The organism is Devosia ureilytica (assembly GCF_024273195.1).
In the GTDB taxonomy this organism is placed as follows: domain Bacteria; phylum Pseudomonadota; class Alphaproteobacteria; order Rhizobiales; family Devosiaceae; genus Devosia; species Devosia ureilytica.
Genome location: NZ_JAMZCU010000002.1, coordinates 565,640 through 592,152 on the forward strand (window position 1 = coordinate 565,640; position 26,513 = coordinate 592,152).

Here is a 26,513-nt window from a genome sequence, read left to right on the forward strand (position 1 = left end):
TCTTCCACGACCAACGGACTTGCCTACTGCGCATGGCATTGCTGTCTCTGAGGGCGGCGGCCATGGGCTGAGGGGTGAGCCACAGAGTTCCACAGGCAAAATCTTAAAACCCGCCTTGTCCAAGCGTGCATCAGTGCGCCCGGGAGAGCAAATCTCGGGGCAGTGGAGAGGCGGACATTGAAACAGGGCAAATTGGCGCTGCCGGACCCAATTCGCCAAAAACGCAAGCCAATCGCCCGGTGCCGCAATCGTACCCCGATGCCAACCTGGGTTGAGACGGCCCGCAACGGGCTGCCTTCAGTTCAGGAGGGGCGCCATGAAGCGGTTCTGGCTGATGAGCGCCAGTCCAATCGCCTCATGGCGAGACACGCCACCGGCTTCGATCTTGCCTTGGTCGATGAGGTCGATCATGGCGCAGAGGTGTGCGGCCGAGGTGTAACTGAGGGCCGAAACGGGAAACGGGCTGCGCATCGGCTCGTGGTAGATTTTTCGGACGAATGAACGTTCCGCCGGGACTCCCTGGTGAACGCCGCGCACGCTTATGAAGATAATCACGACATCCTGCACAATATCAGGCACCCCGAAGCGCAGGACGGTACGCATCATGTCACGGCGGCGTTTGAGGCCGAGATCCTCAAACAGGAAGCGTGCCAGGGTAAGGTGGCCAGGATAGCGGATGGTGCGGAAGCTGAGATTGCGCACCTTCTGTTGGAGGGCAGTACAAAGCCCACCAAGCCCGCCGGCCGTACTGAAAGCTTCATAGGGGCGACCGTTGAGAACAAAGGTCTCATAGTCCTGCAGCGGTGGGGTGGCGACCAGTTCGCCATCGACGATGCCCTGACACATGCCGGTATATTCGGCGATCAGGCCATCTACGTCCCAGGTGAGGCCATAGCCAAAACCGTTGGAGGGGTGCACCGGCAGGCCACCGACACGCACGACCATGTCGATCGGGCCATCGAGAGCGTCCACCAGTTCGGCGGCCAGGTTGGCGACCAGGCCTGGCGACAGCCCGCAGCCGGGGAGTACGACCCTGTCGTGGCCCTTTTTTGCGGCGAGCTCGCCGACTGCGAACGTGTCTTCGGCGGCATCAATATAGTGCACGCCGCACTCGATGGCAGCAGCGGCAATGCCGACGGACAGGCGGGAGGGGGCCGCATTGACGACAAGGTCGAAGCCTGCAAGCGCCCCCACGCAGTCTCTATGGTTCGAGGCATCCAGGTGACGGGTGCGAAACCCACGCCGCGTCGTCTGGTCCAATGCTTCCTGGGTCGCGTCCGCAACTTCGGCGTCGTGGTCGCCAAAGCTGGCCAGAAGGCCTGCCACGGCCAGGCCGATACGGCCGCCGCCGATAATCAGGACTTTCATTGCACGCTCCGACTACGCATTGAAGCGACTCAGGAATGACTTGAGCCTTTCGCTTGCCGGGTTGCGGATGACGCTGTCTGCGGTTCCCAGTTCCGCAATCTGGCCGCCATCGATGAAGGCCACGCGGTCGGCGACATCGGCAGCAAAAGACATTTCATGTGTGACGATGGCCATGGTCATGCCATCGTTCGCGAGCAACCGGATCACCTGCAGTACCTCGCCCACGAGTTCGGGATCGAGTGCGCTGGTAACCTCGTCGAGCAGCAACACGTCGGGCCGCATGGCCAGTGCTCTGGCAATGGCGACACGCTGCTTCTGGCCGCCGGAAAGGTGGTTGGGATAGGCATCGCGCTTGTCCAGCAGGCCGACCTTGCCGAGCAGTTCCATGGCCCGCTCCTCGACCGCTTCACGTGGCTCCTTGAGCACCGCCACCGGGCCTTCGCAGATGTTCTGCAGCACGGTCTTGTGGGGAAACAGGTTGAAGTGCTGGAACACCATGCCGACATGGCGCCGCAACTCGCCGCAGCCGATATTGCCGCCGCGTGACTTGAAGCGGTTCTCGACGCGGCGCCCCTCATAAGCGATTTCGCCTGCGGTCGGGATTTCGAGCAAATTTAGGCAGCGGATCAGGGTGGACTTGCCCGAGCCGGACGGGCCGATGATGGCCAGGACTTCACCGCGATGCAGATCGAGGTCCACGCCCTTGATTACGCGCAGTTTGTTGTAGCTCTTTTCGAGACCCCTGACGGTGAGTATGGGCCCGGCGGCGGTTGGGTGCATGGTCGCTTTCCCTGGATTTGCGAGCGCGTCCATCAGTCACTCACCCGCATGCGATGTTCGACATAGTCGGCGGCCTGGGTCATGGGGAACAGCACCACGAAATAGAGGAGGGCGACGACGGAGAAGGCCTCGAGCGGACGATAGGTCTGCCCGTTGACGACGGCGGCCATGTAGGCCAGCTCGCCCACCGAGATGACCGAAATCAGGGAGGTGTTCTTGAACTGGATCACCGACTGATTGATGAAAGACGGCAGCACCCGCTTGAAAGCTTGTGGAATGATGATGCGCCACATGACCTGGCGGTCGGACATTGCGATGGCCTTGGCAGCCTCGGTCTGCCCCTTCTCGATCGACAGGATGCCGCCCCGGAATATCTCGGAATAAAAGGACCCGGCATACAGCGACAGGGTCAACATGGCAGCGACATAGTTTTCTATGGTGACGCCGATAAGCAGCGGCAGGGCGTAGTAGAACCACATGAGCTGCACCAGCAGTGGCGTACACCGAAACACTTCCTGGTAGGCACGCGCCAGACCATTGATCACCCGAAACGGTGACAGTCGGCCAAAGCAGATGACGAGCCCGATCACCACACCGATGAGGATGGAGCCGAGGGTGTAGGCAAAGGTCAGCCAGAGCCCCCAGGCGAACAGGTCCCAATATTGCAGGACAGTACTGAAATCCCACTTGTACGGCATGGCATATCCTCTGAACAAATTGGCCGGGGCGGGTGCCGCCCCGGCAGGGGCGAACTAGCCGCCGAGGTCGAAATTGTCGGGCAGGTCGTCGAGCGTGATCTCGAACGGCGCCAGGCCGTTGACGATCCAGGTCTGGTTGTTGCCGACGCGGCGGTTGTAGTCCGCCCAGGCCGAAATGAAGGACTTGAACTGTTCGTCGGCATTGTAGTTGATGCCGATGACCGAGGGTGAGGACAGGACCGGCTCGGGCACATAGACCTGGCCCAGGGCCGCGTTACGCTTGACCATCACCAGCGAGTTCAGGACCGTGTTGACGATGGCATCGGCCTTGCCGCTGGCCACAGCCAGGATCGCCTCGTCACGCGTCTTGAAACGCAACACATTGGCCTTGGGCAGGTATTGCTGGGTGATCAGGTCCTGGGACGATCCCAGATCCACCGCGACGGTAATGGCCGGGTCGTTGAGCGACGCCCAGGTCGCCGAAGCGAGTTCGGGCTTGGGCGAGACGATGACGAAGCTGTTGTAATAGGTCGGAGCGGAAAACGAAATCGCCAGGGCCCGGGTCGGAAGTGCCGTCAGGGCGAGGGCGATATCGGCCTTGCCCGATTGCACGTCGAGGATGGAATTGGCCCAGGTGCTCTCGACCACTTCGAGTTCCACGCCCAGCGTGGCCGCGATATCGCCGGCCATATCGATGACGAAGCCGCGCCATTCCCCGGTGCGCGGGTCCTTGTTGAAATAGGGATCCTCGTTGAGGATGGCTGGAACGCGCAGGACCCCTCGCTCCTTGATCTGATCGATCGTGCTTTGCTGCGCCACGGCTGGGGCGGCCGCCATGCCCATCGCCACGCACGCTGCGGCGAGTATTGTAGTCAGTACTCTCATCATGGTCTCCCTCTGAAAACTGAACGTCGTTGGCTGGGAACGGTCATGCCTGACCAACCTTCCGGCATTCAGAGTGCAGGTGCGCCCGGGTCGCATCAATGCAAACGGACAGGCCGCACTTGTAGCATTTCTTGGAAGAGTCGGTGGTCATTGCATGGCTCCGGCGAACTGCTTCAGCGCTGCTGCGAGCGTCTGGCGGCTTGCCTCGGTCAGCGGCGCCAGGGGGGCGCGAACCGTGCCCGCCATTTGCTGGCGCAGCGCCAGCGCCTCTTTGACCGGCACCGGATTGCCCTCGATGAAAAGTGCCTTGGCAAGCGCGAAGACATGATCGTGGATGGCGAGCGCGGCAGTGGTGTCGCCGCGATGCCAGGCCGCCACCAGGGCGACCATCGCTTCGGGCGCATAATTGGAAACAACGCTTGTGACCCCAAGCGCTCCTACCGAAAGGAAGGGCAGGGTCAGGGCGTCATCGCCCGAATGGATGATGAAATCGGGACCGCAGGCGGCACGCAGGTCGCTGACGCGCTCGGTACGACCCCCAGCCTCCTTGATGCCAATAATGTTTTGGTGTCGTCGGGCCAGTGCGCGCGCCGTTTCAGGCGCGATCTCGACACCGCAGCGGGCGGGCACGGAGTAGAGCATGATCGGTAGCGCTGTGGCCTCCGCTACCGCATCGAAATGGCGCTCAAGTCCGGCCTGGCTGGGCCGGTTGTAATAGGGGGTGACCACCAGGCAGCCGTCGGCCCCTGCGTCTTGGCAGGCTTGCGCGGCCTCCACGGCCTGCGCGGTATTGTTGGAGCCGGCGCCCGCCAGCACGAAAGCGCGACCCTTCGCCAACCGAACGGTTCGCGCCACAAGTGCCGTCGCTTCATCTCGCGACAGCGTGGCGGCCTCGCCGGTGGTCCCGACCGGCACAAGTCCTTTGACCCCAGCGGCGATCTGCAGCTCCACAAGTCGGTCAAAGGCCGCGTAGTCGATCCCATTGTCGTCAAATGGGGTCACCAGGGCGGTGAAGACGCCGGCAAACGCCTGGCTCAGTTCGGTCATTTTTGCGGCCTTTGTCTTGAAAGATCAGAAGTTGAAGGCATCGTGACGCCCGACATCGACACCCGATGCCACCAGCTTTGCGGCTGCTGCCAGGGCGCCCCGGGCGTAGGACGAGATGGTTTGCACCGTGAAGGTGAAGCGCGTGTCGGAGTCCGTCAGATCAAAGCGCACGTCGTTGATGCCGACCGTGTCGCCAAGCCGGCGAACGACGATCTCCGGTTCGAGGGCGATTGCCCCCCCGGCAGCTTTTTGCGCGTCGCGCACCGTGGCAGCCAATAGCAGCGACGTGCCTGAAGGTGCCCGCTTCTTGCGGCGATGATAAACTTCCTCGATCACGACCCGTGCGCCGGGGTGAGCGCGGGCGAACTGACTGACTGCCTGACCGAAGGCCGTGAAACCCAGGGCGAAATTGGCGCCTGTCAGGATCGGCCGGTGGCGTGCAGCGCGGTCGATCTCGACGAGCTCTGCTGCTGAAAATCCTGTTGTGCCGATGATCGTCGGGACGCGGCGCACGCCAATGATGCGTTGCAGGGCAATGCTGGCCGCCGGAGACGAGAAATCGATGATGGCGTCGCAATGGGCATTGATGGAGGGTTCGGCCGGCCGGTATTCGATGATCGTATTGCCGACCTGTCGGCCTATCCAGGCCGAGCCTGGGGACACGTGGGCGGCAGCCAGTTCAAGGCCGGGGTCGGTGATAATGGCGTCGATAAGTCGGGTGCCAACTCGACCGGCGGCCCCATAGACAGCGATGCGCATGTGGACCTCCTAGTCGATGACGACTTTGGTTTCGCTCATTTCCCGCAGCGCGATGCGCACGCCTTCACGCCCGAGACCACTGCCCTTGATCCCGCCGAAGGGGACGTGCTCCGCCCGGAAGTCGGGGCCTTCATTGATCATCACGCCGCCCACATGCAGGTCGCGAGCAAAGCGCTTGAGCACGGCGTGATCATTGCTGAAGACGCCCGCCTGCAGGCCGTGCTCGCCAGCGTTGACTTCGGCAATGGCAGTTTCGGCATCGTCGAACCGGCGCACGGAAATCACCGGACCAAAGGTCTCCCTGGCAAAGAGTTCGCAATCGGGTGACACGTCGGCCAACACGGTCGGTGCCACCATCGTGCCATTGCCCGGGCCGCCGAGCAGCAGGCGCGCGCCCTGATCCAGGGCGGCGCTGATGCGTGCGCCAACCTGTTCGGCGGCCAAGGCATCGATTACCGGGCCCATCTGCGTCGCAGGGTCGAGCGGGTCGCCATGGCGCACTGCCTTGGCGGCCTCGACAACAGCCTCCAGCATCCACTCGTGAATATCGGCATGAAGATAGAGCTTCTTGATGGCAGCACAGCTTTGTCCGGCAATCTCGTATCGCTGGGCGATGACGGTGCGCGTTGCCGCCTCGATGTCGGCGTCGGGCATGACGAAGAGCGGATCGTTGCCGCCCAGTTCCATCAGGCAACGGATGAGCCCTGCCGCATTCTTCAGAGCCAGTCCTGCTGCCGGCCCTCCGGTAAAGCTGAGAAGGTCGATTGGCGCGCGCGCCAGCGCAATTGCTTGGCTGGCACCACCATGCACCACCTGGAACAGATCGGCCGGAAAACCGGTCTCAATGGCGAGCTCGGCAAGGCGCTGGGCTGCGAGTGGCGCCTTGGGCGATGGTTTGGCCACCACCGCATTGCCCGCCGCAATGGCAGGCCCGAGCTTGTGGCAGAGCAGGTTCAGCGGGTAGTTGAAGGGCGTGATGGCACCCACGACGCCGACCGGCTCATAGGTGATGACGGCTTGCCGATTGGCGCCTCCTGCCACAATGCCGCAATGCAGCACTTCCCCATCAAGAAAAGTGGCCGCGTCCCCCGACAGGCGCAGCGTGTTCTGTGCGCGTCGAACCTCGTTGCGGGCCTCGGCAATGGTCTTGCCGACTTCCGCGCAGATGAGCTGGGCCAAAGGCTCCGCCTCTTGGGCAATCGCGGAGGCAAGGGCATCGAGCAGCCTGCGCCGTTCTGCCGGAGTGGAGAAGGCAAATTCGGCCTGGGCGCGCTGGGCCCTGGTCACGGCCTCGACAATGGCCCTGGTGCTGGTCGGCGAAACCTGTCCGACAAGGCGCCCATCATAGGGGGACAAAATGTCGATGTATTCGAGGTCTGATCGGACGAGTTGGGACAATGGTGACACGGCACTCACTCTGACGGACGGGAAGGGGGAAGTGTGACGAATGCGGAGATGGGCACGGGTTTGACCGGCCAGCGGCTACCGATGATCTCGGACACCGCTGGAGGCTCGCCATCGCGTTGAGCCGCGATGAAGGCGGCCACCCATTCGGCACAGAAGCGGCCCTGGCAGGCGCCCATGCCGAAGCGGCCATTGAGCTTGATTTCGCGCGCCGAGACCGGGTCGCTCGATGCCAACAGGTCGCGAAGCTGGCCCAGTGTCCGGCCCTCGCAGCGGCAAATGACGGTTTCGTCCGGCAGCCAAGCGGGGTCGGCGCCGCTATAATCATATAGGGCGTTGATGGCCGCCTGCGCTCGGCGCTCGCGTGACAGTACGCGCGTGGCACTGGGTTCCGCCTCGGTTGACCGTCCCAGATGCGCCAGCACGGCCTTAGCAGCGTGCCGTCCATCAGCCATGGCGGCCACGCCCCCCAGCACTTCCCGGCAATCGCCCGCGCGCACCACGAACGGGCCATTTGACGGGGCGGCGGTGCCGTTTTGATTGGGCAGCAAGCCGTCATGCAGAGCCACGCGGTCCACGACAAGCTCTCGATCTCGCCCGTGACGATCCACAATGGTGACGGCCAGTCGACCATCTCGCGGGCTAATTGCACGAACCCAGGTACCGTGTTGGGGCAGCGCCCCGGCGCGCGCCAGGGCGAGCAGATAGTGGCTCGCTTCGCGCAGATAGGCCGGCGCCGTGATCAGGCTTGCGATAACGGAGGGTGATACCAGTTTCGGGCTGCGCTCCAGCACCGCCACCGGCGCCTTGCCGAGCGCAGCCATCTGCGCGGCGAGGGCGAGGAGGAGCGGTCCCGAGCCGGCCACGAGAACGTCGCCGTCCGGCGCTTGACCCGTGGATTTCATCATGACCTGGAGGCCGCCAACTGTCGTCACCCCGGGCAATTGCCAGCCAGGCAACGGCGTTACACGTTCCACAGCGCCCAGCGCCAGCACCAGCGCTGCCGGCCGGCGAGTCACCAGGCGGCCGCTGGCGCGATCCTCGAGCAACACCGTGCCCCCGCCCTCGATGCCGGCAAACATATGCCGGCAAAGAATTTGGACGGAACTGGCTTCGAGTGCTGTCGACAGCGCGCGCCAGCGCTGACTTTGCGCCCGGGGCACGCGAATGCGCTGCGCCGGATCGTCAGGTTGGCGGTGAAGGGCGCCGCCGAGCCTGGGGCCCTGCTCGCAGAGCGTGACGTGGAGGCCGGCGCGTGCCAGGTGCAGCGCCGCAGACGCGCCAGCCGGGCCACCGCCGATCACGAGGACTTCGGCGCTCATGATGCCCCCGATCCGATGCGCTGCACAAACAGGCCCGCGCGGGCCGGGGTAAGACATGCTTCCATGCGGGTGCCGTCCACCGACACGACGCAAGCCTGGCAGGCGCCGATGCCGCAGAAATAGCGTCCGGCGCAATCGTTCTGGCCGGGGCCAAGGACGCGAATGCCGGCGCGGTCAAGCGCTGAGGCAATGGTTTCATTGTCGGTACAGGCAACAGGCGTGCCGTCGAACGAGAAAGTCTGGTGAAAACGGGTCATGCGGCGGTCGCCAGGCTGAGCCCGAAACGGGCGGCATCGAGGGATGAAATATCGTGGGCCACGGGCTCACCGCAGATCATCTGCTGGCAAAGACGCCCCATCAGCGGGCCGAGGCAGATACCGTCGCCTTCAAAACCGGTAGCGATCCACAGGTTCTCGGCCCCGCCAACGCGGCCAACGATGGGCAGGCCGTCGCTGGTGGCGGCGCGCAAGCCGGCAAAGACCCGGATAACGCGCAATTGTGCCAGCGAGGGTGCCAATTCCACCGCGTCGCGCAGCAGGGTGGCGACGACATCGGCATCGGTCGTCTCCCGGTCGTCGCGATCCTCACGGGAACCGCCGATCAGGAATTGACCTGTCCGAAGCGGGTCAATGACCAGCCCAAGCGAGCGGGACTCGGTCACGCCCGGGGCGGCCTGGCTCCCCTTGCTCACGAGATAGCGGCACGACATCAGCGGACCGGGGAAAGAAGGGGCATCGGCACCGGCCCGGTCGGTCACGATCAATTGCCCCTTGCGCGGGCGGATCGGACCAAGACCGGAGAGGAAGCTTGCAGAGCCTAGCCCTGTCGCGAGCAGGACCGCATCGGTGGGTTCCACGCCATCTTCGGTGACCACCCCGACGATGCGACCCTTGCTGAAGTTGAAGCCGGACACGCGGCAATTGCGCCTGATCGGAAAGCCGCCGAGCCGGCGGAGGCGCTCAACGACGCGATAGCCGACGGCATGACCTTCTCCCTGCACTTCCACCGCAGCGATGGCAGAGGGCGCCGCGGCGCCGATTGCCCCCGTCAAGGCTGCACCCTTAAGCAGGCGAATGGAGACGCCGGATGCTTCGAGGTGACTGGCATGGCGTTCGAGCACACCCAATTCCTCCTGGTCGGAAGCGACCACGAAGGTCGAGCGGGGGAGGTATTCGTCGCCGAGTATCCCGGTTTCGGTCAGGTGCTCGTAGAACCTGACCGCAGCGACCGCCAGGGTCATAAGGGGGCCGGGCTTCTTGCTGGCGATCGACACTGCGCCGTCGGCCGAACCGGTCGCCCCTGAGGCGGGTGCGCCGGCGTCATAAACCGTAACCTGCCAGCCGGCGCGGGAGAGGAAGTGGGCCGCCGACATGCCGACGATGCCGGCGCCGACTATGGCGACGGAACGGGGCGACTGGGGTGGACTGCTGGCGGGGTGGGGCATGTTGTGGCCACGGGGTAAGACTGGTCCGGGCACTTTGGGACATGGTCACCGAAAGCTCGATACAAATGAAACGGGGGGGAAGCGCAGCAATTTTGTAGACGTTTCGCGTGGCCTTCGCTTGCCCGCCCGCTTGCGGTCTCTATGATCAAGGCAGGAGCCCCGCGCCCATGGCAGAAATCAATCTTACCCTGATCCAGACCTTTTACCTTGTAGCCAGGCACGGGTCCTATTCGGCTGCGGCGCGGGAGCTCAATCTGAGTTACCAGTCAGCCGCCAACCATGTGCGCCGCCTCGAGCAACTGATGCGGGAGCGGTTGGTAGAGTCCGACCAGGGCGCCAAGAAGATCCGGCTCACACCGCGCGGCGTCGCTCTTTACAACCTGCTCCACCCGGAGCTGGAAATCATGCTGGAGCGCCTGTCGCTGGTGGTGGCCAGCCAGCGTCCCGTACTGCGCATCGGCCTGCCGCAAGCCATCTTCTACTATCTCTTGCCAAGCGTCCTGGCCGCCTTCCATGCGCAGTTCCCCGATGTGGAGGTCATCGCCTATGAACGCGATACCTCGCTGGCTGAGCTGGTCAAGAACGGCAGTCTCGATGTCTGTATCAACGAGCGCTTCTTTGGCGACCCGGTGGTGCCGCAGAGCCTGCTCGGAACCTACCACCTGAACCTGGTCTATCCGCGCAACTGGGGGCCGCCCCCTTTGCCCAAGGACATCCCCGAATGGTCGCGAGGACGGCCGCTCGTGACCTATGAACCGGGCCAGACACTGCGCAATATGGCGATGGACTTCCTGGCCAAGGGCGGCGGGCAAACCGAAGCATCCACATCGGCCTCGGGCAGTTCTAGCGTCAAGAAATGCGTGGAGAACGGGCTGGGCTTCGCGATCATCCCGGCCTGGTGTGTGGAGCCGGCAGATGTCGGCCTGGCCCAGGTCAAGATCGACGTGTTGCCCCCGGTAAAGGTCTATTTCGGTCAAGCCCTGTTTATGGCCAAGAACATGTATGTTCAGGCGCTGCATGAGCAGTGCAAGGCTCGCCTTGTCGGGTCGGCGCTCGAGCCTGCGTAACTGGCGGGGGCGACGGAAGTCTGATGATCCGCGGCCCCGCCGTCGGTGAGGCCGCACGAGGCGAAGACTCAGGATTACTGTCCCGGACGTGACCGCCGCAGGCGAGCGGTCGGCAATCCCCCGATCACGTCTCTTCCAAGGCGCTTATCCCGCCCCTCATCGGCGCGCCCCATTTCGGTCGTTCAGTCTGGTCGCGTGAAGTCCTGGAACCTGCCATCCGAACGCGGCCGATATTCGTCTGAATCTGGCGATCCGTGCCCAGGATGATCTAGATTGACCTAATCATGCCGCCATCGATGCGGACCATGCTTCCGGTGGTATAGGAGGCTCGGTCGCTGACCAGGAAGGTGACAAAGTCGGCGAGTTCTTCGGGCCTGCCGTAGCGTCCTGCCGGTATCGTCGCGATGGATTGGGCGCGAATCTCATCAATGCTCTTGCCCTGACGCCTGGCGGCGGCGGAGTCCAGTTCATCCACGCGATCGGTGTGGATACGGCCCTGTACGACAATATTGACGGTCACATTGTCGGAAGCGACTTCGCTTGCCAACGTTTTGCTCCAGCCCACCAAAGATTGACGCAGGGCGTTGGAGATGGCGAGGCGCGGAATGGGCGCTTCCACGCCCGATGAGGTGAGCGTAACAATGCGCCCCCACTTCCGGCTCCGCATTCCCGGCAGCACGGCCTGCGAAATAGCGATTAGCGGGGCGATCATCGTGTTGAAAGCCTTGGTGTAATCGCTCGCCGGCAGCGTCGCGGCGTCTCCCGGTGCCGGCCCGCCGGAATTGTTGACCAGAATATCAGTACCGCCCATTGCCGCGATAGCCTCGATCAGCGCGTCAACAGATGCGGCGTCCGACAGATCGAGCGGCATGGCCGTAATGCTGCCGCCCAGTGTGCGATCAACCGCCCCGTCAAGCGCCGCAATGGCTTGGACCGAGCGGGCGGCGCCGATGACCTGTGCGCCCTCATTGGCGAGGGCCAGAGCGATAGCCGCGCCGAGTCCCTTGCTGGCGCCGAGCACCAACGCCTGTTTGCCTTCGAGTCCGAGCTTCATGCTTCAATCTCCGCAAGGCGTTTTGCCTGCCGGGCGAGAAGGCGCTCGACGTCGGCTATGTCCTTGGGCGAGAGGGCCGCACCAGGCTTGCGCAAGGCGGGTGAGGCGATGACACCACGCTTGGCCAGCACATATTTGCGCGCCGCAAGGCCAATTCCCTGCTGCTGCTCATATCGCGCAAGCGGAAGGTAGGCGTCGAAGAGGTCATGGGCACGTTCGACATCGCCCTTGCCATAGTTCTCGACCACGCCGACCATCATCTCGGGATAGCAGAAGCCCGTCATGGCCCCGTCGGCGCCACGGCCCATTTCTTCCGGCAGGAACAGGCCGCCATTGCCGCAAAGAATTGAAATTCTGCGGGTTTCGCCCTTGTCGGAGGACGCGCGCAGTGCCGAAATCTTGCCGAGGCCCGGCCAGTCCTCGTGCTTGAGCATGACGCAATTGGGCACGTCACGTACAATACGGTCGATGACTTTAGGCGCGATGGTGACATTGGTGGTGAGCGGGTAGTCCTGAAGCACAAACGGGGTCTGCGCCAGGGCTTCGCCAACCGAAACATAGAAAGCGTGGGCCTGGTCATCGGTCTTGGTGGTCCAGGGCGGGGCGACCATGACCCCGGCCGCTCCCATGTCCATGACGGAGTCGGCCAGTTCACGCATTGCCGCCAGTCCGGGGGCGGTGACGCCGACAATGACGGGCACCTTGGCCCGAGCCATGACGCGCTTGGCAATGGCGCGTGACTCTTCCGAGGTCATTTTGGGGGCCTCTCCCAAAAGGCCCAGAATGGTCAGACCGGTGACGCCCTTTTCTTCATAGAAATCGACCATGCGGTCGACGCTGGTCCAATCAATCTCGCCATTGTCCAGGAAAGGGGTAACGGCGATGACATAGACGCCTTTTGCGTCTTCGGTCAGCAATGGCATCTTACAGCTCCGGGAGATATTTAGTGCGAAAAGTAGAGGGTTCGGGCGTTATCCGCGAAAATGGCGGCATGGGTTTCGGGCGGCAGCGCGTCAAGACTGAGGGCGATAAGATCGTCGTCCTCGGGCACTTGCGCGAACAACTCGGTATGCGGCCAATCGGTGGCCCATAAAAGCCGATTTGCGGCCGATGCCGCCAATATTGAAAGCGCTTTCCGATAACCGGAATGTTCGTGGGTGTCACGGAGCCTATAGGGGGCGGAAATCTTGGCATAGACGCGACCGCCCTGCAGCACTCGGACCAGATCGTCCAGGGCCGCGCCCGGAGGATCGAGCGGCATGAAGCCAAGGTGGTCGATGACCCCGGTCAGACCATGCCGCTCGGCCAACGCGCCCACAACTGCAATGGCCTCGGGGCCAACCTGGAATTGGGCATGCCATCCGCGTTGGCGCAGGCGCGGCGCCAGCGCTTCGAGGGCATCAAAACCGATGCCGGATTTGTTTCGCAGGTTGAACCGAACGCCGCGTACTCCCGCCCGATCAAGCCGGTCAAGTTCTGCGTCCGACGTGTCGGGCGCAATCACGACAATACCGCGCAAACGATCAGGCGCTTCGGCCAGCGCGTCGAGCAGAACGCGATTGTCGAGGCCATAGACGCTGGGCTGCACCAGCACCCCGCGCGCTATGCCGAAACTTTCGGCAAGGGCTAGCCAGCCGGAGACGGTTTCGATCCGCGGCGTGTAGCTGCGCGGTGTTGTGAGCGGCGCATCCGGGGCGAAGACATGAAAATGTGTGTCGCAGCTCCCCGCCGGCAAGCGCAGTTGCTTTGGATTGCGCAGCGGCCGCGGTGGCAGGCAGAGCGGCGCCTCGAGCAGCTCAGTCATCGGTCGTGGCCATGAGGAAGTCGAAATCGAGCCCATCATCGGCCTGGGTGACATGCTGGTCATACAGGCGAGCATAGCCGCGCTCGGGGGCAGGGGCGGGCGGCGGCAATTGGGACATGCGCTCGGCAAGCGTCTCGGCGCTCACCAGCAGCTCCAATCGGCGATTGGGCACGTCGAGGCGAATCCTGTCGCCAGTCTTTACGGCCGCCAGCGGCCCGCCATCAGCTGATTCTGGCGTAATGTGAAGCACGATGGTGCCAAACGCCGTGCCGCTCATGCGCGCGTCAGAGAGGCGCACCATATCCTTGACGCCCTGCCGCGCCAGATGGCGGGGGATCGGGATGTAACCGGCCTCGGGCATGCCAGGGGCGCCCTTGGGGCCTGCATTGCGCAATACCAGCACGTCGTCGGCAGTGATCTCGAGCGCGGGGTCGTCCAGCCGTTCGGTCATGTCCTTGACCGAGTCAAACACGACGGCGCGTCCCTCATGCGACAGCAATTTCGGATCGGCGGCCGAATGCTTGATGACGGCGCCGCGTGGCGCAAGATTCCCTGTGAGCACTGCAATGGCCCCCGAGGTGGAAATCGGATGGCTGCGCGGGCGGATGATCTGCTCCTCGTAGCGGGGCGGCTGCGTCCCGATTGTGTCGGCAATCGTGCCCCCAAAGGCGCGTGGTGCAGAAAGGTCGAGAAGATCCGAGAGTTCGGAGAGAAGGCGCGGCACGCCGCCGGCGGCATGGAACTCGCCCATATAGCCATTGCCGGATGGCTTCAGATCGACGAGCACGGGCACTTGCTGGCCGATCGTGTCGAGTTCCCCCATGTCGAGCTTTTTGCCTAACCGCCCATAGATGGCAGCCAGGTGGATGACGGCATTGGTCGAGCCGCCGAGGGCCTGCAGGGTGACCAGTCCATTGCGCAGGGCGGCAGGCGTGAGCACTTCGGCCGTGGTGAGCCCGGTTTGGGTCATGGCGACGGCAGCGCGCCCCGTCTCTTCGGCCAGGCGCATGCGCTCGGCCGAGGTGGCGGCAGCCGATCCGGACATGGGCAGCGCCAGGCCCATGGCCTCGACCAGCGCGGCCATGGTCGAGGCCGTGCCCATGACGGTGCACGTGCCTACCGAACTGGCCAGCTTGCCATTGATTTCGCTTACCTCGTCGCCATCGATCTGGTCGGCGCGATATTGCCCCCAGATGCGGCGGCAGTCGGTGCAGGCGCCGAGGCGTTCGCCGCGATGGTTGCCCGTATCCATGGGGCCGGTCGGCAGCACAATGGCTGGCACTTCGCTCGATGCAGCGGCCATGACCTGGGCCGGGATGGTTTTGTCGCAGCCGCCGATCAGGATCACCGAATCCATGGGCTGGGCCCGCACCATTTCCTCGGTTTCCATAGCCATCAAATTGCGCAGGAACATCGAGGTGGGCGAGGCAAAGCTCTCGTGAATGGATATGGTCGGAAAAACCATTGGCATGGCGCCCGCAAGCATCACGCCGCGTTTGGCCGCTTCGATCAGCTGCGGAACATTTCCGTGGCATGGGTTATAGTCAGAGTAGGTATTGGCAATACCGACAATGGGGCGATCCAGGGCGTCGTCTGAATAGCCCATGGCCTTTATGAAAGCCTTGCGGAGAAACAGGGAAAAGTCCTGGTCGCCATAGCTCGTCAAGCGTCTGCGAAGCCCGCGCGTCACGATAGTCCTCCCCGCCGTCAAACCATGCGGCCATTTTCGCCATTCCTACAGCCAAACGATTTATTGTCAATAATATGTTGAGTGGAAATTCTACGCGGTCATTGTGCTCCCGCTTGGAATGCGCTTAAATTCAGCCAAACTGCCGAAATGTGGTTCCTATGCTGATCGCGCGGCGATCTGATATTATTGACAAGAGGTGGGTTTGTTGCGCATCGGAGTGGTTGGGGCGGGCTGGGTCACACAGTATCATCTGCCAGCCTGGCAGCGCGTAGAGGGCGCAAAGGTGGCTGCGATCTGTGATCCCGATCCGGCATCGCTGGCGCTGCGGGCTGACACCTTCGGTATTGAGGGTCGCTATGCGAGCCTGGAGGCGATGCTCGCCAATGAGAGGCTCGACGCGCTCGACATTGCCACGCCCCGCCGGTTTCATGCCGAAAATGTTCTGACCGGATGCAGTCACGGCCTGCCGATGTTGTGCCAGAAGCCACTGGGTGTCGACCTGGACCAGGCTCGTGACGTCGTGCGCAAGCTGAACGGTGCCGTTCCGTTGATGGTGCATGAGAATTGGCGGTTCCGACCCTATTATCGCACCTTGCGCAGCTGGCTTGATGAGGGGGTGTTGGGCGATCTGGTGGCTGCGCGGCTTGATTTCCACTCGAGCGGCATGATCATCGATCCCGATGGTCAGCGCCCGGCGCTGGTGCGGCAGCCCTTCTTTCGGCGCGAGCCCCGGCTTCTGGTTATGGAAGTGCTGATCCACCATCTGGACAGTCTGCGGTTTCTCCTGGGCGAGTTCGACATGCACCTGGCGCGGCTCGCGCGCAGCAACAACGACATTATCGGTGAGGACAGTGCCACACTCTCGTTGACCAGGCGCGAAGACGGGCTGCCGCTGACGGTGTCGGGCAATCTGGCGGTGCATGGCGCCCCTCAGGCACCCAGCGATCAATTGTATTTATGGGGGTCCAAGGGCACCATTCATCTCGACGGCACGGTATTGCGCCTGTCGGGGCCGCAGCCGCGCGAGGTGAGGTTCGACCCGGTCGAAAGCTACCAGGCGGCCTATGATGGTGCCATTTCCCATTTCGTCGCCGCCTTGCGCAGCGGAGGTAAGTTTGAAACGGACGCTTTGGACAATCTCAATACACTCGTCCTTGTCGAGGCGGCCTATCGCATCAGTGGATTTAAACCTGCCGGCGCGATCTGATAGAGAACATGTCCATGAGTTGCGTTGAATGGGGGCGCCATGGCTGACCTGAGCACTGACATCGCGTTGGACGACGAGCGGATCGTACGGGCGCTGGAAGAGGACATTATCTTCGGGCGACTGGCGCCGGGCGCGCGCCTGACCGAAGATTCCCTGCTTTCGCGCTTTCCGGTGACCCGGCATTTCGTGCGACAGGCGCTGGTGCAGCTCGAGCAGATGGGAATCGTTGTGCGCGAGCGCAACAAGGGTGCGACCGTGCGTTCCCTGGACCCAGAAGAAGTGCAGCAGATTTATGCCGTGCGCGAGCTGGTGCAGCGCCAGGCGGCCTTGCTTATCCCCTTGCCGGCGCCGCAGGCGCTTGTCGATCAGTTGCTGGCCATCCACAAAGAGCATGGCGAGCATATAGAAAGCGGCTACCTGCGTGGCGTCCATGAGACCAATGACCGGTTTCACCTGACATTGTTTGGAGCCTGCGGGAACAAGTACCTGGTGCAGACGATCGAGCTCTACATGCGCTACAGCCTGCCGGTGCGCGCCAATTCCATGGCCGACCGAGCAGCGCTCGACATTTCTCACAGCCAGCACCGGCTGATGATCGAAATGCTGCAGGGACGTGACAATTGGGTGCTGGCCCAGCTCTGTGTGGACCACTTGCAGCCGTCCAAGCGGCGCTACATCGATCTGGTCGGCCACTAAATTTTGATCGGCACACCTCGAATGCCTTGAAATGGCAAGGCGTCGGCGATGCGACTGGGACAGTCCTGAGGGGCCGCGCCTCCGGGAGGGGAGGCGCGGCCGGACCCGGCATCAATAGTCGATGCGGAGCAGCGACACGCCTTGTCGGGGCAGGTTGGTGACAAGGGTCGCCTCCCCGGAGGAAGCATCGACCGAGCCGGTTTCGAGAACCGCCAGTTGACCGGAGGCTTCAAGTTTCTTGAAGTCCTCGCCAGTGACGTTCTGGGGCGAACCCATGGCCTGCCACACCCCGAAGGAATTGGAGTGGTCCTTGTCCATGCGGTAGTGGGTCAGTTTGTGTTGACCGGAGCGCAAATTGTTGAGGGCCAGCGTGACATTGGCGGCACCGTCTTCGACGTCGTCGTCATGGTAGTTCCACACGAGTATGGAAACGCCGGAGTCGTCACGGGTGGCGACGGCGTTGACGTCAGGCTGCTCACGCACGCCGTGCTCCATGATGGTCTGGACATCGATGGCGTGGTCGGACTTGGCCTCGATCCATTCGCCCTTGAGCTTGCCGAGCATGCGGAAGCCGTTCAGCACCGCCTTGTCCACACCATTGGTCGCCAGGTCGCGGAACCCATCGTACCAGGGCTGGTCTTCAAAGAGGAACGCCCAGGTGACGGCGCCTTCGATCTCAACGCCTGCGCGTTGCGACAGCTCATAAGTGCGGATCATGCTCTCTACGACATAGGCGCCATAAAGTGGCCCGTTGCGGTAGCCGTTCTGCGGATGGACGCGGGCCGAACAGGCCGCGCAACCCTCGGGATCGGATTCGCCAATGACCGTAGGCAGGTGCTTGAGGGTCGGGAATTCGTTGACAATGGCGAGGTTCGCCTCGATGTCGCGCAGATGCTTGTGCAGGCCCATGCGGACGTGATCCTTCCAGATCACCGGGTTGCCCTTGGCGTGGAAAGCGATGAAGTCGATGGGTGAATTGTTGTCGACGACATATTGCAGGAATTCTCGCAAGAAGGCCTGCGCTTTGGGATTGTTGAAGGCGCCGCAGGTATGGGGGCCGCCGACCCGTGCGCCGGGCAGGGCGGCTTTGATCGCCTTGGCGGTCACATCATACATCTCGCAAAATTCGCGGACCGTGCCCTTCCAGTAAAGCCCGTCCGGTTCGTTCCAGACTTCCCAGGGCCAGGCGAGGACCGTCTTCTCGCCATAGCGATGGGCAAGGTGGCGAGCCCAGGCGTGGACCAGATCCCCCCACTTCTTGAGATCGTTCGGTGGGTTAGCCCAGCCCGTCATTATGGTGGCGTATTTGTCCTCGGGTGCCCAGTGATGCTTGTAGGGGCCGGGATCGTCCGACAGGGCTTCGGGCATGAAGCCGACCTGGATCAGGGGGATATTGCCCGCTTCGACATAGGCATCGAAGATCTGGTCCATAATGGTCCAGTCATAGACCGGGTTGCCGTCAGCGTCCTCGGTATAGGCATTGGTCGAGCCCCATTTCAGCGCATATTTGCCGTCGCCCGACGTCAGCAAATTATGCGTGCGGATGCGCGGCGGCTCAGGGCTCAGCTCGGTTAGCTCCTTGAGGAGCTTCTTGCCATTGTCGGTATTGGTGTAGTTCGGCTCGTCGTAGCCGAACCAGTTCCACAATGGCCGGTAGGCGCCGCGGCTCACGCCTGCATCGACCGCGATGCGGACGTCATAAGTCGCTGTCATCTGAATTTCTCCACCCTCGTCGTTGGAACAGGACCGCCGCATAAGCGGATCGATCGTCGATATATAGCCTATCGCCACACTCAAGTTTGTCAATAATACAGGGCAAAAATCGGAGCCACGGCGCCAAAAACAGCCAAAAAGGTCGAAACTGAATGTATTTTTGTCGATAATCCTGTTGCTCTGACGGTTGAAATTGTCGATAAAGGCTTCGGGCGGGGGTGCAGGAGGAGTCTGCGCGCCCCGTGCCGAAACGAGGGAAGCGACAAGTCGGGCCCTGAGCCAGATGGGTTGCTGTCCGCTATGCGGGCTTGAGGAGGAACGACCATGCTGTTGAAGAAGCTGGCCGCAGCCGCACTTGCCATCGCCGCGTCGGTGATGCCGGTTGCTGCCCAGGATTTTATTGCGGGTATCCCCCGCGAAGAAGCGCTGATCATTCAGGGGCCGGCGGCCCAGAATGCCGAATGGTTCAACCTGTGGGCCCCTGGTGGTGGCGCCAGCAATAATGGTCTGCAGCAGCTAACCGCCGACACATTCTGGTTCATCAATCCTGATGGCACCGGCGATGCTGCCTGGACCAATGCCCTGGCGGCAGACAAGCCCCTCTACAACGACGATTTCACCGAAATGACGGTGAAGCTCAAGCAGGGCATCTACTGGAGCGACGGCGTCGAGTTCACCGCCGACGACGTTGTCTATACCGTCGAAACCCAGATTGCCCATCCCGGCATGGGCTGGAGCGCGCCGTTCACCGTGAACGTGGAAAGTGTCGAGGCCCAGGATCGCGACACTGTCGTTTTCCACCTCAAGGCACCCAATTCGCGTTTCCACACGCTCTTTACGGTGCGCTGGAATGCGGCCTGGATCATGCCCAAGCACGTGTTCGAAAAGGTCGACGATCCGCTGACCTACAATAACAATCCGCCGGTCTCGCTCTCGGCCTATCAGCTCCACAGCTATGATACGGCCGGCAATTGGGTGATCTGGAAGTTGCGCGACGACTGGCAGCGTACCTCCATCGGCATGGAGCTGAGCGAAGCGCCGGAGGTCAAATATGTGGTTTACCGCAATGCGGGTAACCCGGATGCCCGCGTCATCGAACAGATGAATCACAATCTCGACGTGATCAACGATATCGCTCCCGAAGGCATGTTCACCATCGCCCGCGATGCCGGGGAAACCACCAAGTACTGGTTCCCGGGCTTCCCCTTTGCCCATCCCGACCCGACTTTGCCGTCCGTACTGTTCAATCACCAGCGCGAACCGTTTGCCGACAAGGATGTGCGCTGGGCTCTGGCGCTGATGATCGATATTCGCTCGGTGTCGATGGGATCTTATCGCGGCGCGGCAAATCTGGCGGCGCTCTCGACCCCGCCAACCGGTACGGCGATTACCGACTACTATGTGCCGATGCAGGATTGGCTCGCCAATTTCGAACTCGACACGGGCAATGGCACGATCAAGCCTTATGACTCCACCGTTTCGGAGCAGATCGCGGCATTGGTGAGGCCGCAATGGGGTGACAGCATTCCCGAAGATACCGAGCAGCTTCAGCGCATGTTCGGTTTTGGCTGGTGGAAGCAGGACCCTGCCGCCGCCGCTGCCTTGCTGCAGAAGGCCGGCTTCACCAAGAATGGCAATCAGTGGCTCAAGCCCGATGGCACGCCGTTCACCATCAAACTGATGGTCGAGGGTGACAACATTCCGACCCTGGCTCGCGCCGGCACCATCATTGCCCAGCAGTGGTCGATGGAAGGCATCCAGACCACGGTTGACGTGGCCGGCCCCACGAACGGCCAGCGCCTGGGTGGCGGTGACTACGACGTCGCCATCTACTGGACAGTCGAGACCTGGGGTGGTCACCCCGATCTCTCCTTCTTCCTCGAAAGCTACCACTCCGACTTCATCAAGCAGCCTGGTGAAACCCAGCCGCCGCGGAACCTGACGCGTTGGGAAGACGAGCGCCTGGACGCGATCATCGAAGACAACCGCACGGTGAACTTCGATTCACCCGAAGTTGTCGAACTGGGCATGGAGTATCTCAAGCTTGCCGTGGAAGAGATGCCCTTCATCCCGCTGATGGCCTACAACAAGTTCGCGCCGTTCGACACGACCTACTGGACCGGCTACCCGAGCGCCGCTGATCCCTATTCGGCTTCGGGACCGTTCTGGTCGAACCTGCGCTACATGGTTGTTGCGCTCAAGGCCGCCCAATAGTGCCTGCGGGCGGGGCGTCAGGCCCCGCCCGTTTCTCATCATATCCACGAGGGCGGACCACAGATGGACGGCTTTGCCAAATATCTCGGACGGCGCTTATTCCAGTTTTTCCTAGTGATCTTCCTGGGTGTGTCGCTGGCCTTTCTGATCACCAATCTGTCTCCGGTCGATCCGGTGGAGCAGTCGGTGGCCCTGATGACCAATTTCGGCGCGACCGATCCACGTTCGGTCGAACTGATGCGCCAGGCATTGCAGGAACTCTACGGCCTGCAGGGCTCGATGCTGGATCAGTATCTGGCATTCTGGGGTCGCGTCATCCGAGGTGATTTCGGACCGTCCCTGTCTGCCTTTCCTACCCCGGTCATGTCGCTGATCATGAGCGCGCTGCCCTGGACCATTGGCCTGCTCACCCTGTCGCTGGTGATCACCTGGACCCTTGGCAATCTGCTCGGTGCGCTCGCCGGTTACTACCGCTCAAATTTGCTTTTGAAGTTCTCTGGTGCTGCCGTCATGGCCCTGCATCCGGTGCCCGCCTATATTATCGGGCTCTGTCTGCTGCTCGCCTTTGGGTTCATCTGGCCAATCCTGCCCATATCGGGCGGGGCGCAGATGAATCTGCAGCCCGGCCTGACATTGGACTATCTGCGCTCTTTGATCGTGCATGGCACTTTGCCGGCATTAACCCTGGTCTTGGTGGGACTGGGCAGCTGGTTCATTTCCATGCGCTCGCTGGTCTCCAACATCGTCACCGATGATCACGTGGTCTATGCCGAACTTGGTGGTGTGTCCTCCAACACGATTTTTTCGCAATATGTGGCGCGCAATGCGCTGCTGCCGCAGTTGACGGGCCTGGCACTGAGCCTGGGCAATGTCTTTGGCGGGGCGGTCATCACCGAATTTCTGTTCAACTATCCAGGCGTCGGGCGATTGATGATCCAGGGCATTTATCGGGGCGACTATGCCCTGGTGCTCGGAGTGACCACCATTTCGATCATCGCGGTCGCGGTCGCCGTTTTCATTATCGACCTGATCTATCCGCTGATTGATCCGCGCGTGAGGCTGAGCTGAGCCATGTTCAAGATCCTGCGCGACATGCTGCGCTACAATGTCGAGTTCGCTATCGGCTTCGTGCTGACCCTATCCATCTTTCTGTTCGCGCTGGCTCACTTCTGGGCGCCGCTTCCAGACACCGCCATTTACCTCTTGCCGCCGGATATGCCGCCATCGGCCCAGTACTGGTTTGGCACGACATCGCGTGGCCAGGATGTCCTCTGGCAGATGAGTTCGGCGATCTGGAACACCATGCTGTTCGGGCTCACCGTCACTGTTCTCAGCCGACTGCTGGCGGTCGCCGTCGGTATGCTTTCGGGCTATCTCGGTGGTCGTTGGGATCAGGCGCTGATGACGCTCAACGACACCATGATCGCGCTGCCCAATATTCCCATTCTGCTGCTGGTCTATTTCGTCATGCGCGACAGCATGAGCTGGCCGGTCCTGGCCGCGACGGCGGCTCTGTTGGGCTGGAACTATGATGCGCGCCTCATCCGCTCCGTCACACTGAGCCTGCGGAACCGCGAATTCACCCGTCATGCCGTTTTTGCCGGAATGAGCGTGCCGCAGATCCTGGTGCGTCAGCACCTGCCCTATGTGATGCCGGTCATCTTCTTCACGGCCATGAACAATCTGATCTGGGCCATTGGACTGGAGGTCACCCTGTCAGTCCTGGGCTTCTCCGACATCAACCGTCCCACCATTGGCGGCATGATCTATTGGGCCAATCAGCACCAGGCCATTATTGCCGGCATCTGGTGGTGGATCGCCTTTCCCATTATCGCCATCGTCCTTTTGTTCCTCGGCCTGTTCCTGCTCGCCATATCGGTCAACGAATATATCGATCCGCGCAGCCGCCTGAGCCGGATGGGAGCTTGACCATGCTTAATACTCTCCAGGCACCGACCACCACCGATTCCGTGCTGCGCGTCGAGGGCCTCAAGGCCTATTATCAGATGAACTATTTTGGCGTGCGCCGCGAGGTACGGGCCGTCGACGATGTCAGCCTGACGATCAATCGCAATGAAATCTATGGGATTGCCGGTGAATCCTCGTCTGGGAAATCCTCGTTGATCAAGACCATTGCCGGGGCGATCACGCCGCCCTTGCGGGTGGTGGAGGGCTCGGTCAAGTTCGACTTTGGCGGACGCGCGCTCGATGTCTATGCCGATCCGCAGGCCATGAAGGCGGCGCGCTGGCAAAATTTGAGCTACATCATGCAAGGCTCGATGAATGTGCTCAATCCGGTGCGCCGGGTGAAGCACGCCTTTCACGATTTTGCCTTCAAACATATGGGGATCTCGCAATCCGCATTCCGGTCGCGAGTGGAACAGCACCTGCATCGCATCGGCCTGGATCCGCGGGTTCTGGAATCCTTTCCGCATCAGTTGTCGGGCGGTATGCGCCAGCGTCTGACCATCGCGTTGGCCACGGTTTGCGAGCCTGATTTCATTATTGCTGACGAGCCGACGACCGCGCTCGACGTGCTGGTGCAGCAGGATGTGCTGGCGCTGATCAAGGATATTCAGCAACGTATGGGCGCGTCGATCATTTTCGTGACCCATGACATGACCGTGCACGCCGCCATCGCTGACCGGATCGGCATTGTCTATGCCGGCCGGCTGGTTGAGGAGGGGCCGACGCTCGATGTGTTCCGGCGGCCCCAGCACCCCTATACGGCGCATCTGATTTCGAGCCTGCCCCGTATTGGCGACAACAAGAAACGCAGCGCCTTGCCGGGCAAACCGCCCAATCTGGCCGATCCGCCGAGCGGCTGCCGTTTCCATCCGCGTTGCCCGTTGGCCGTGGACAAATGCAGAAGCGAAAACCCGCCATTAGTGGTGCGGCAGACAGGCCGCGTTGCATGTTGGCGTGCTGGGGAGGTGCAGGCGGCATGAGCGCGCTTCTCGAACTCCAAAACGTCAACAAGGACTACCGGATCGGCGGGTTCTTCGACAGCGCCACGCTGCGTGCCGTCAAGAATGTCAGTTTCACCCTGGATAGCAGCAAGCCGGAGATATTCACCATTGTTGGCGAGTCGGGCAGCGGCAAGACGACAACGGCGCGCATGATCCTGGGCAATGAAGCACCGACCAGCGGCACGTTGCGGTTCATGGGGCAGGACATTGCCGCGATCCACAGCCGCGCGGACAGGCTCAAATTCATGGCCAGGGCGCAGCCGATCTTTCAGAACCCGTTCGAGGCGTTCAATCCGCTGACCACGATCGACTATTTCCTGTTCTCGACGGCAAAGCGCTTTTTGGGCCTGCGCGACAAGGCGGCGGTCGATGCGGCAACCGATAAGGCACTCAACCATGTGGGTCTGTCGCTGGCCGAAGTGCGCGGGCGTTATTCACACGAGCTCTCGGGCGGGCAGTTGCAGCGTATTGCGGTTGCCCGGGCCTTGATCCCCGAGCCCAAATTGATCGTCGCGGACGAACCGGTGTCGATGGTCGACGCATCTTTGCGCATGTCCATCGTCAACTTGTTCCGTGACCTGCGAGATCGCCTGGGCGTGTCGATCATCTACATCACCCATGACCTCTCGACCGCCTATTACATCTCAGACCGCGTCATCATCATGCACAGAGGTGATGTTGTGGAGGCGGGGGTCGCGCAGGAGGTGCTTGGTAACCCGCAACACCCCTATTCACGGGCTTTGAGCCAAGCCGTATTGCCGCCCGATCCGGAAGCCGCGCGCAAGATCATCATGGCGAAAATTCAATAGGGGTGCAGATCGTCCGTTTCCATCGGACTTGACGCGCCCCTTCGCTCACGCCGCGCGTGTGGGCGCGTTTTGACGTGGGATTGGAATAAGCAGGTCTATTCTGGGAAAATGGCGGAGAGAAAGGGATTCGAACCCTTGAGACGGTTCCCCGCCTACACACTTTCCAGGCGTGCGCCTTCGACCACTCGGCCACCTCTCCGCATCGCGCATGCCCGGATTGGAAGGCCGGGATCGCGGTCCTCGGGAGGCCGCTGCGAGCGAGGCGCAATATACCCATGAAAGGCGCGGGCGCAAGGGATCACTTGGGCTCCATACCGATTGTTTTTCGCCTTGTTGTACCTACATATTTATCCTCGCCCGCCATCTTGTGAGACCGGGGCGCGCCGTGGCACAACGGAATTGTGCTTGCGAAAGGAACGAACCAGGGCCGGTTCGACTTACCAAGCCAAGCACAGGGAATGTGGATGCGGCTTGTTTTGCGAATATTGGGCACCTGGCTGATCGGCCTGGCGCTGATTTTTCTTGTTGTCGACGGCACCAAGTCATTGGCCGCCAATGCTCTGGTCTTTGCCAGCCTTGGGCAGGCCTGGTCACAATTGCATCCGGCCAGCCTTGAGGCTGTGTCGGGCTTTTTTGAAAGCCGGTTTTTTGCCGATCTGCTGCATGTCGCCATGCAGGCACTGCTGACCTATCCGGTCTTTGCTGTGCTGGGCGTGCCCGGTATCATACTGGCGCTGATGGGCCGTCGGCCACGCCGCGACCGCTTCCTGCGCCAGGAACAGATTTAAACCGGCAGATCTGAACCGGCAGATGTGATCCAGACGACATGACCCGGCGTAACCTCTGCCGGGTTGCCACCGAATAGAGGGCTCAAAGGAGAGACACGATGTTCTTCCGCCAAAAGCCGACCACGATTCCCGCCGCCCATGAGGCCCTGCCCGGCCGGTCCACCGAAATGCCGGTGGCCGCAACCCATTTCGTCAATGGTGCCGCGCTCAAGGGACCTTATCCTGAAGGCGCCGAGACGATTTACGTTGCCCTCGGCTGTTTCTGGGGCGCCGAGCGCCTGTTCTGGGAGCTGCCAGGCGTGCTCGTCACGGCCGTGGGCTATCAGGGCGGCCACACGCCCAACCCGACCTATGAAGAGACCTGCTCAGGCCGCACCGGGCATACCGAGGCCGTCAAGGTTGTCTATGATCCCAAGGTGATCAGTCTGGAAACCCTGCTCAAGAGCTTCTGGGAAGAGCATGACCCCACCCAGGGCATGCGCCAGGGCAATGATGTGGGGACGCAATATCGCTCGGCCATCTATACGACGACACCCGAGCAGGCCGAAACCGTCGCCATGAGCCGCGCCGCCTATCAGCGGGCGCTCGACCAGCGCGGCCTCGGGCCGATCACCACCGAGATCGCGCCCGCCGGACCGTTCTACTTTGCCGAAACCTACCACCAGCAATATCTGGCCAAGAACCCCAATGGCTATTGCGGGCTGGCCGGCACCGGCGTCAGCTGCCCCATCGGGCTGGGCGTCGCCGCCCAATAGGGTTGCATATCCGGCAATGCGCGAGGCGTTCCGATTGATT

25 protein-coding genes and 1 tRNA gene are annotated in these 26,513 nt (G+C 62.0%); 10 read left to right on the plus strand and 16 right to left on the minus strand.

Translation table 11 applies throughout. The features are described from left to right. Positions 1-297: 297 nt before the first annotated feature. From NIM87_RS06805 to NIM87_RS06850, 10 genes are all read right to left on the minus strand, one after another. A complete protein-coding gene (locus NIM87_RS06805) occupies positions 298-1,368 on the minus strand; it encodes a saccharopine dehydrogenase family protein (RefSeq protein WP_254673877.1) in 1,071 nt (356 codons plus the stop codon). 12 nt (positions 1,369-1,380) lie between these two features. Then, complete coding sequence (locus NIM87_RS06810) at positions 1,381-2,148, minus strand: amino acid ABC transporter ATP-binding protein (protein ID WP_254673878.1); 768 nt, start codon at positions 2,146-2,148, stop codon at positions 1,381-1,383. A gap of 32 nt (positions 2,149-2,180) precedes the next feature. Beyond that, a complete protein-coding gene (locus NIM87_RS06815) occupies positions 2,181-2,846 on the minus strand; it encodes an amino acid ABC transporter permease (protein ID WP_254673879.1) in 666 nt (221 codons plus the stop codon). Between the two features lie 54 nt (positions 2,847-2,900). After that, positions 2,901-3,731, minus strand: a complete 831-nt coding sequence (locus NIM87_RS06820) for a transporter substrate-binding domain-containing protein (protein WP_254673880.1) — start codon at positions 3,729-3,731, stop codon at positions 2,901-2,903. 147 nt (positions 3,732-3,878) lie between these two features. After that, positions 3,879-4,778, minus strand: coding sequence for a 4-hydroxy-tetrahydrodipicolinate synthase (dapA, locus tag NIM87_RS06825; RefSeq protein WP_254673881.1), 900 nt, complete (start codon positions 4,776-4,778; stop codon positions 3,879-3,881). A gap of 24 nt (positions 4,779-4,802) precedes the next feature. Beyond that, positions 4,803-5,537, minus strand: a complete 735-nt coding sequence (locus NIM87_RS06830; protein ID WP_254673882.1) for a 4-hydroxy-tetrahydrodipicolinate reductase — start codon at positions 5,535-5,537, stop codon at positions 4,803-4,805. A gap of 9 nt (positions 5,538-5,546) precedes the next feature. Beyond that, entirely contained in the window at positions 5,547-6,944 is a 1,398-nt protein-coding gene (locus NIM87_RS06835) for an aldehyde dehydrogenase family protein (protein ID WP_254673883.1), read from the minus strand. Positions 6,945-6,949: 5 nt separating this feature from the next. Further along, positions 6,950-8,263 carry an FAD-dependent oxidoreductase gene (locus NIM87_RS06840; protein ID WP_254673884.1) on the minus strand — a complete coding sequence of 438 codons (1,314 nt, stop codon included), beginning with the start codon at positions 8,261-8,263 and terminating at the stop codon, positions 6,950-6,952. Further along, on the minus strand, positions 8,260-8,520 hold the full coding sequence (locus tag NIM87_RS06845; protein WP_254673885.1) for a 2Fe-2S iron-sulfur cluster-binding protein: 261 nt from the start codon (positions 8,518-8,520) through the stop codon (positions 8,260-8,262). Before NIM87_RS06845 ends, NIM87_RS06840 begins: the two co-directional genes overlap by 4 nt. Continuing rightward, on the minus strand, positions 8,517-9,707 hold the full coding sequence (locus tag NIM87_RS06850) for an NAD(P)/FAD-dependent oxidoreductase (RefSeq protein WP_254673886.1): 1,191 nt from the start codon (positions 9,705-9,707) through the stop codon (positions 8,517-8,519). Before NIM87_RS06850 ends, NIM87_RS06845 begins: the two co-directional genes overlap by 4 nt. Positions 9,708-9,874: 167 nt before the next feature. Between NIM87_RS06850 and NIM87_RS06855 the strand changes: the two genes are divergently transcribed. Next, positions 9,875-10,774: a LysR family transcriptional regulator gene (locus NIM87_RS06855; RefSeq protein ID WP_254673887.1), complete on the plus strand. Its 900-nt coding sequence runs from the start codon at positions 9,875-9,877 to the stop codon at positions 10,772-10,774. A gap of 268 nt (positions 10,775-11,042) precedes the next feature. Here the strand turns inward: NIM87_RS06855 and NIM87_RS06860 are convergent, their stop codons facing one another. From NIM87_RS06860 to NIM87_RS06875, 4 genes are read right to left on the minus strand one after another with little or no spacing between them, the layout of a single operon-like run. Next, a complete protein-coding gene (locus tag NIM87_RS06860; protein WP_254673888.1) occupies positions 11,043-11,828 on the minus strand; it encodes an SDR family oxidoreductase in 786 nt (261 codons plus the stop codon). Further along, positions 11,825-12,751: a dihydrodipicolinate synthase family protein gene (locus NIM87_RS06865; protein ID WP_254673889.1), complete on the minus strand. Its 927-nt coding sequence runs from the start codon at positions 12,749-12,751 to the stop codon at positions 11,825-11,827. Before NIM87_RS06865 ends, NIM87_RS06860 begins: the two co-directional genes overlap by 4 nt. 20 nt (positions 12,752-12,771) lie before the next feature. Further along, on the minus strand, positions 12,772-13,632 hold the full coding sequence (locus tag NIM87_RS06870) for an amidohydrolase family protein (protein ID WP_254673890.1): 861 nt from the start codon (positions 13,630-13,632) through the stop codon (positions 12,772-12,774). Continuing rightward, positions 13,625-15,322: a dihydroxy-acid dehydratase gene (locus NIM87_RS06875; protein ID WP_254673891.1), complete on the minus strand. Its 1,698-nt coding sequence runs from the start codon at positions 15,320-15,322 to the stop codon at positions 13,625-13,627. Before NIM87_RS06875 ends, NIM87_RS06870 begins: the two co-directional genes overlap by 8 nt. A 217-nt stretch (positions 15,323-15,539) precedes the next feature. Here NIM87_RS06875 and NIM87_RS06880 point away from each other — a divergent pair, with 217 nt between their 5' ends. Next, positions 15,540-16,529 (plus strand): Gfo/Idh/MocA family protein, encoded by a 990-nt coding sequence (locus tag NIM87_RS06880; RefSeq protein ID WP_332017512.1) that lies wholly within the window; start codon positions 15,540-15,542, stop codon positions 16,527-16,529. Positions 16,530-16,568: 39 nt separating this feature from the next. Continuing rightward, on the plus strand, positions 16,569-17,225 hold the full coding sequence (locus NIM87_RS06885; protein ID WP_254673893.1) for a GntR family transcriptional regulator: 657 nt from the start codon (positions 16,569-16,571) through the stop codon (positions 17,223-17,225). Positions 17,226-17,336: 111 nt separating this feature from the next. Here the strand turns inward: NIM87_RS06885 and NIM87_RS06890 are convergent, their stop codons facing one another. Then, positions 17,337-18,938, minus strand: a complete 1,602-nt coding sequence (locus NIM87_RS06890) for a GH39 family glycosyl hydrolase (protein WP_254673894.1) — start codon at positions 18,936-18,938, stop codon at positions 17,337-17,339. Positions 18,939-19,262: 324 nt separating this feature from the next. On the opposite strand from NIM87_RS06890, the gene NIM87_RS06895 reads away from it, so the two are divergent. The 5 genes from NIM87_RS06895 to NIM87_RS06915 all read left to right on the plus strand — a co-directional run bounded on the left by NIM87_RS06895 (position 19,263) and on the right by NIM87_RS06915 (position 24,930). Continuing rightward, positions 19,263-21,152 carry an ABC transporter substrate-binding protein gene (locus tag NIM87_RS06895; protein WP_254673895.1) on the plus strand — a complete coding sequence of 630 codons (1,890 nt, stop codon included), beginning with the start codon at positions 19,263-19,265 and terminating at the stop codon, positions 21,150-21,152. A gap of 63 nt (positions 21,153-21,215) precedes the next feature. Beyond that, complete coding sequence (locus tag NIM87_RS06900) at positions 21,216-22,220, plus strand: ABC transporter permease (protein ID WP_254673896.1); 1,005 nt, start codon at positions 21,216-21,218, stop codon at positions 22,218-22,220. Positions 22,221-22,223: 3 nt separating this feature from the next. Beyond that, on the plus strand, positions 22,224-23,081 hold the full coding sequence (locus tag NIM87_RS06905; protein ID WP_254673897.1) for an ABC transporter permease: 858 nt from the start codon (positions 22,224-22,226) through the stop codon (positions 23,079-23,081). Between the two features lie 2 nt (positions 23,082-23,083). Next, positions 23,084-24,100, plus strand: coding sequence for an ABC transporter ATP-binding protein (locus NIM87_RS06910; RefSeq protein WP_254673898.1), 1,017 nt, complete (start codon positions 23,084-23,086; stop codon positions 24,098-24,100). Further along, positions 24,097-24,930 (plus strand): ABC transporter ATP-binding protein, encoded by an 834-nt coding sequence (locus NIM87_RS06915; RefSeq protein ID WP_254673899.1) that lies wholly within the window; start codon positions 24,097-24,099, stop codon positions 24,928-24,930. Before NIM87_RS06910 ends, NIM87_RS06915 begins: the two co-directional genes overlap by 4 nt. 109 nt (positions 24,931-25,039) lie before the next feature. Here NIM87_RS06915 and NIM87_RS06920 read toward each other — a convergent pair. Beyond that, positions 25,040-25,129, minus strand: a tRNA-Ser gene (locus tag NIM87_RS06920). A gap of 265 nt (positions 25,130-25,394) precedes the next feature. Here NIM87_RS06920 and NIM87_RS06925 point away from each other — a divergent pair. Both NIM87_RS06925 and msrA read left to right on the plus strand, forming a co-directional pair. Continuing rightward, positions 25,395-25,718, plus strand: coding sequence for a hypothetical protein (locus tag NIM87_RS06925; RefSeq protein ID WP_254673900.1), 324 nt, complete (start codon positions 25,395-25,397; stop codon positions 25,716-25,718). Positions 25,719-25,816: 98 nt separating this feature from the next. Then, positions 25,817-26,473, plus strand: a complete 657-nt coding sequence (gene msrA, locus NIM87_RS06930) for a peptide-methionine (S)-S-oxide reductase MsrA (protein WP_254673901.1) — start codon at positions 25,817-25,819, stop codon at positions 26,471-26,473. Positions 26,474-26,513 lie beyond the last annotated feature (40 nt).

Coding starts and splice junctions, on each gene's coding strand:
- NIM87_RS06900 (WP_254673896.1), top strand. CDS start 21,216: ATGGACGGCTTTGCCAAATATCTCGGACGGCGCTTATTCCAGTTTTTC.
- NIM87_RS06915 (WP_254673899.1), top strand. CDS start 24,097: ATGAGCGCGCTTCTCGAACTCCAAAACGTCAACAAGGACTACCGGATC.
- NIM87_RS06905 (WP_254673897.1), top strand. CDS start 22,224: ATGTTCAAGATCCTGCGCGACATGCTGCGCTACAATGTCGAGTTCGCT.
- NIM87_RS06815 (WP_254673879.1), bottom strand. CDS start 2,846: ATGCCGTACAAGTGGGATTTCAGTACTGTCCTGCAATATTGGGACCTG.
- NIM87_RS06865 (WP_254673889.1), bottom strand. CDS start 12,751: ATGCCATTGCTGACCGAAGACGCAAAAGGCGTCTATGTCATCGCCGTT.
- NIM87_RS06850 (WP_254673886.1), bottom strand. CDS start 9,707: ATGCCCCACCCCGCCAGCAGTCCACCCCAGTCGCCCCGTTCCGTCGCC.
- NIM87_RS06895 (WP_254673895.1), top strand. CDS start 19,263: ATGCTGTTGAAGAAGCTGGCCGCAGCCGCACTTGCCATCGCCGCGTCG.
- NIM87_RS06910 (WP_254673898.1), top strand. CDS start 23,084: ATGCTTAATACTCTCCAGGCACCGACCACCACCGATTCCGTGCTGCGC.
- NIM87_RS06845 (WP_254673885.1), bottom strand. CDS start 8,520: ATGACCCGTTTTCACCAGACTTTCTCGTTCGACGGCACGCCTGTTGCC.
- NIM87_RS06860 (WP_254673888.1), bottom strand. CDS start 11,828: ATGAAGCTCGGACTCGAAGGCAAACAGGCGTTGGTGCTCGGCGCCAGC.
- NIM87_RS06855 (WP_254673887.1), top strand. CDS start 9,875: ATGGCAGAAATCAATCTTACCCTGATCCAGACCTTTTACCTTGTAGCC.
- NIM87_RS06870 (WP_254673890.1), bottom strand. CDS start 13,632: ATGACTGAGCTGCTCGAGGCGCCGCTCTGCCTGCCACCGCGGCCGCTG.
- NIM87_RS06840 (WP_254673884.1), bottom strand. CDS start 8,263: ATGAGCGCCGAAGTCCTCGTGATCGGCGGTGGCCCGGCTGGCGCGTCT.
- NIM87_RS06805 (WP_254673877.1), bottom strand. CDS start 1,368: ATGAAAGTCCTGATTATCGGCGGCGGCCGTATCGGCCTGGCCGTGGCA.
- NIM87_RS06810 (WP_254673878.1), bottom strand. CDS start 2,148: ATGCACCCAACCGCCGCCGGGCCCATACTCACCGTCAGGGGTCTCGAA.
- dapA (WP_254673881.1), bottom strand. CDS start 4,778: ATGACCGAACTGAGCCAGGCGTTTGCCGGCGTCTTCACCGCCCTGGTG.
- NIM87_RS06830 (WP_254673882.1), bottom strand. CDS start 5,537: ATGCGCATCGCTGTCTATGGGGCCGCCGGTCGAGTTGGCACCCGACTT.
- NIM87_RS06925 (WP_254673900.1), top strand. CDS start 25,395: ATGCGGCTTGTTTTGCGAATATTGGGCACCTGGCTGATCGGCCTGGCG.
- msrA (WP_254673901.1), top strand. CDS start 25,817: ATGTTCTTCCGCCAAAAGCCGACCACGATTCCCGCCGCCCATGAGGCC.
- NIM87_RS06885 (WP_254673893.1), top strand. CDS start 16,569: ATGGCTGACCTGAGCACTGACATCGCGTTGGACGACGAGCGGATCGTA.
- NIM87_RS06820 (WP_254673880.1), bottom strand. CDS start 3,731: ATGAGAGTACTGACTACAATACTCGCCGCAGCGTGCGTGGCGATGGGC.
- NIM87_RS06890 (WP_254673894.1), bottom strand. CDS start 18,938: ATGACAGCGACTTATGACGTCCGCATCGCGGTCGATGCAGGCGTGAGC.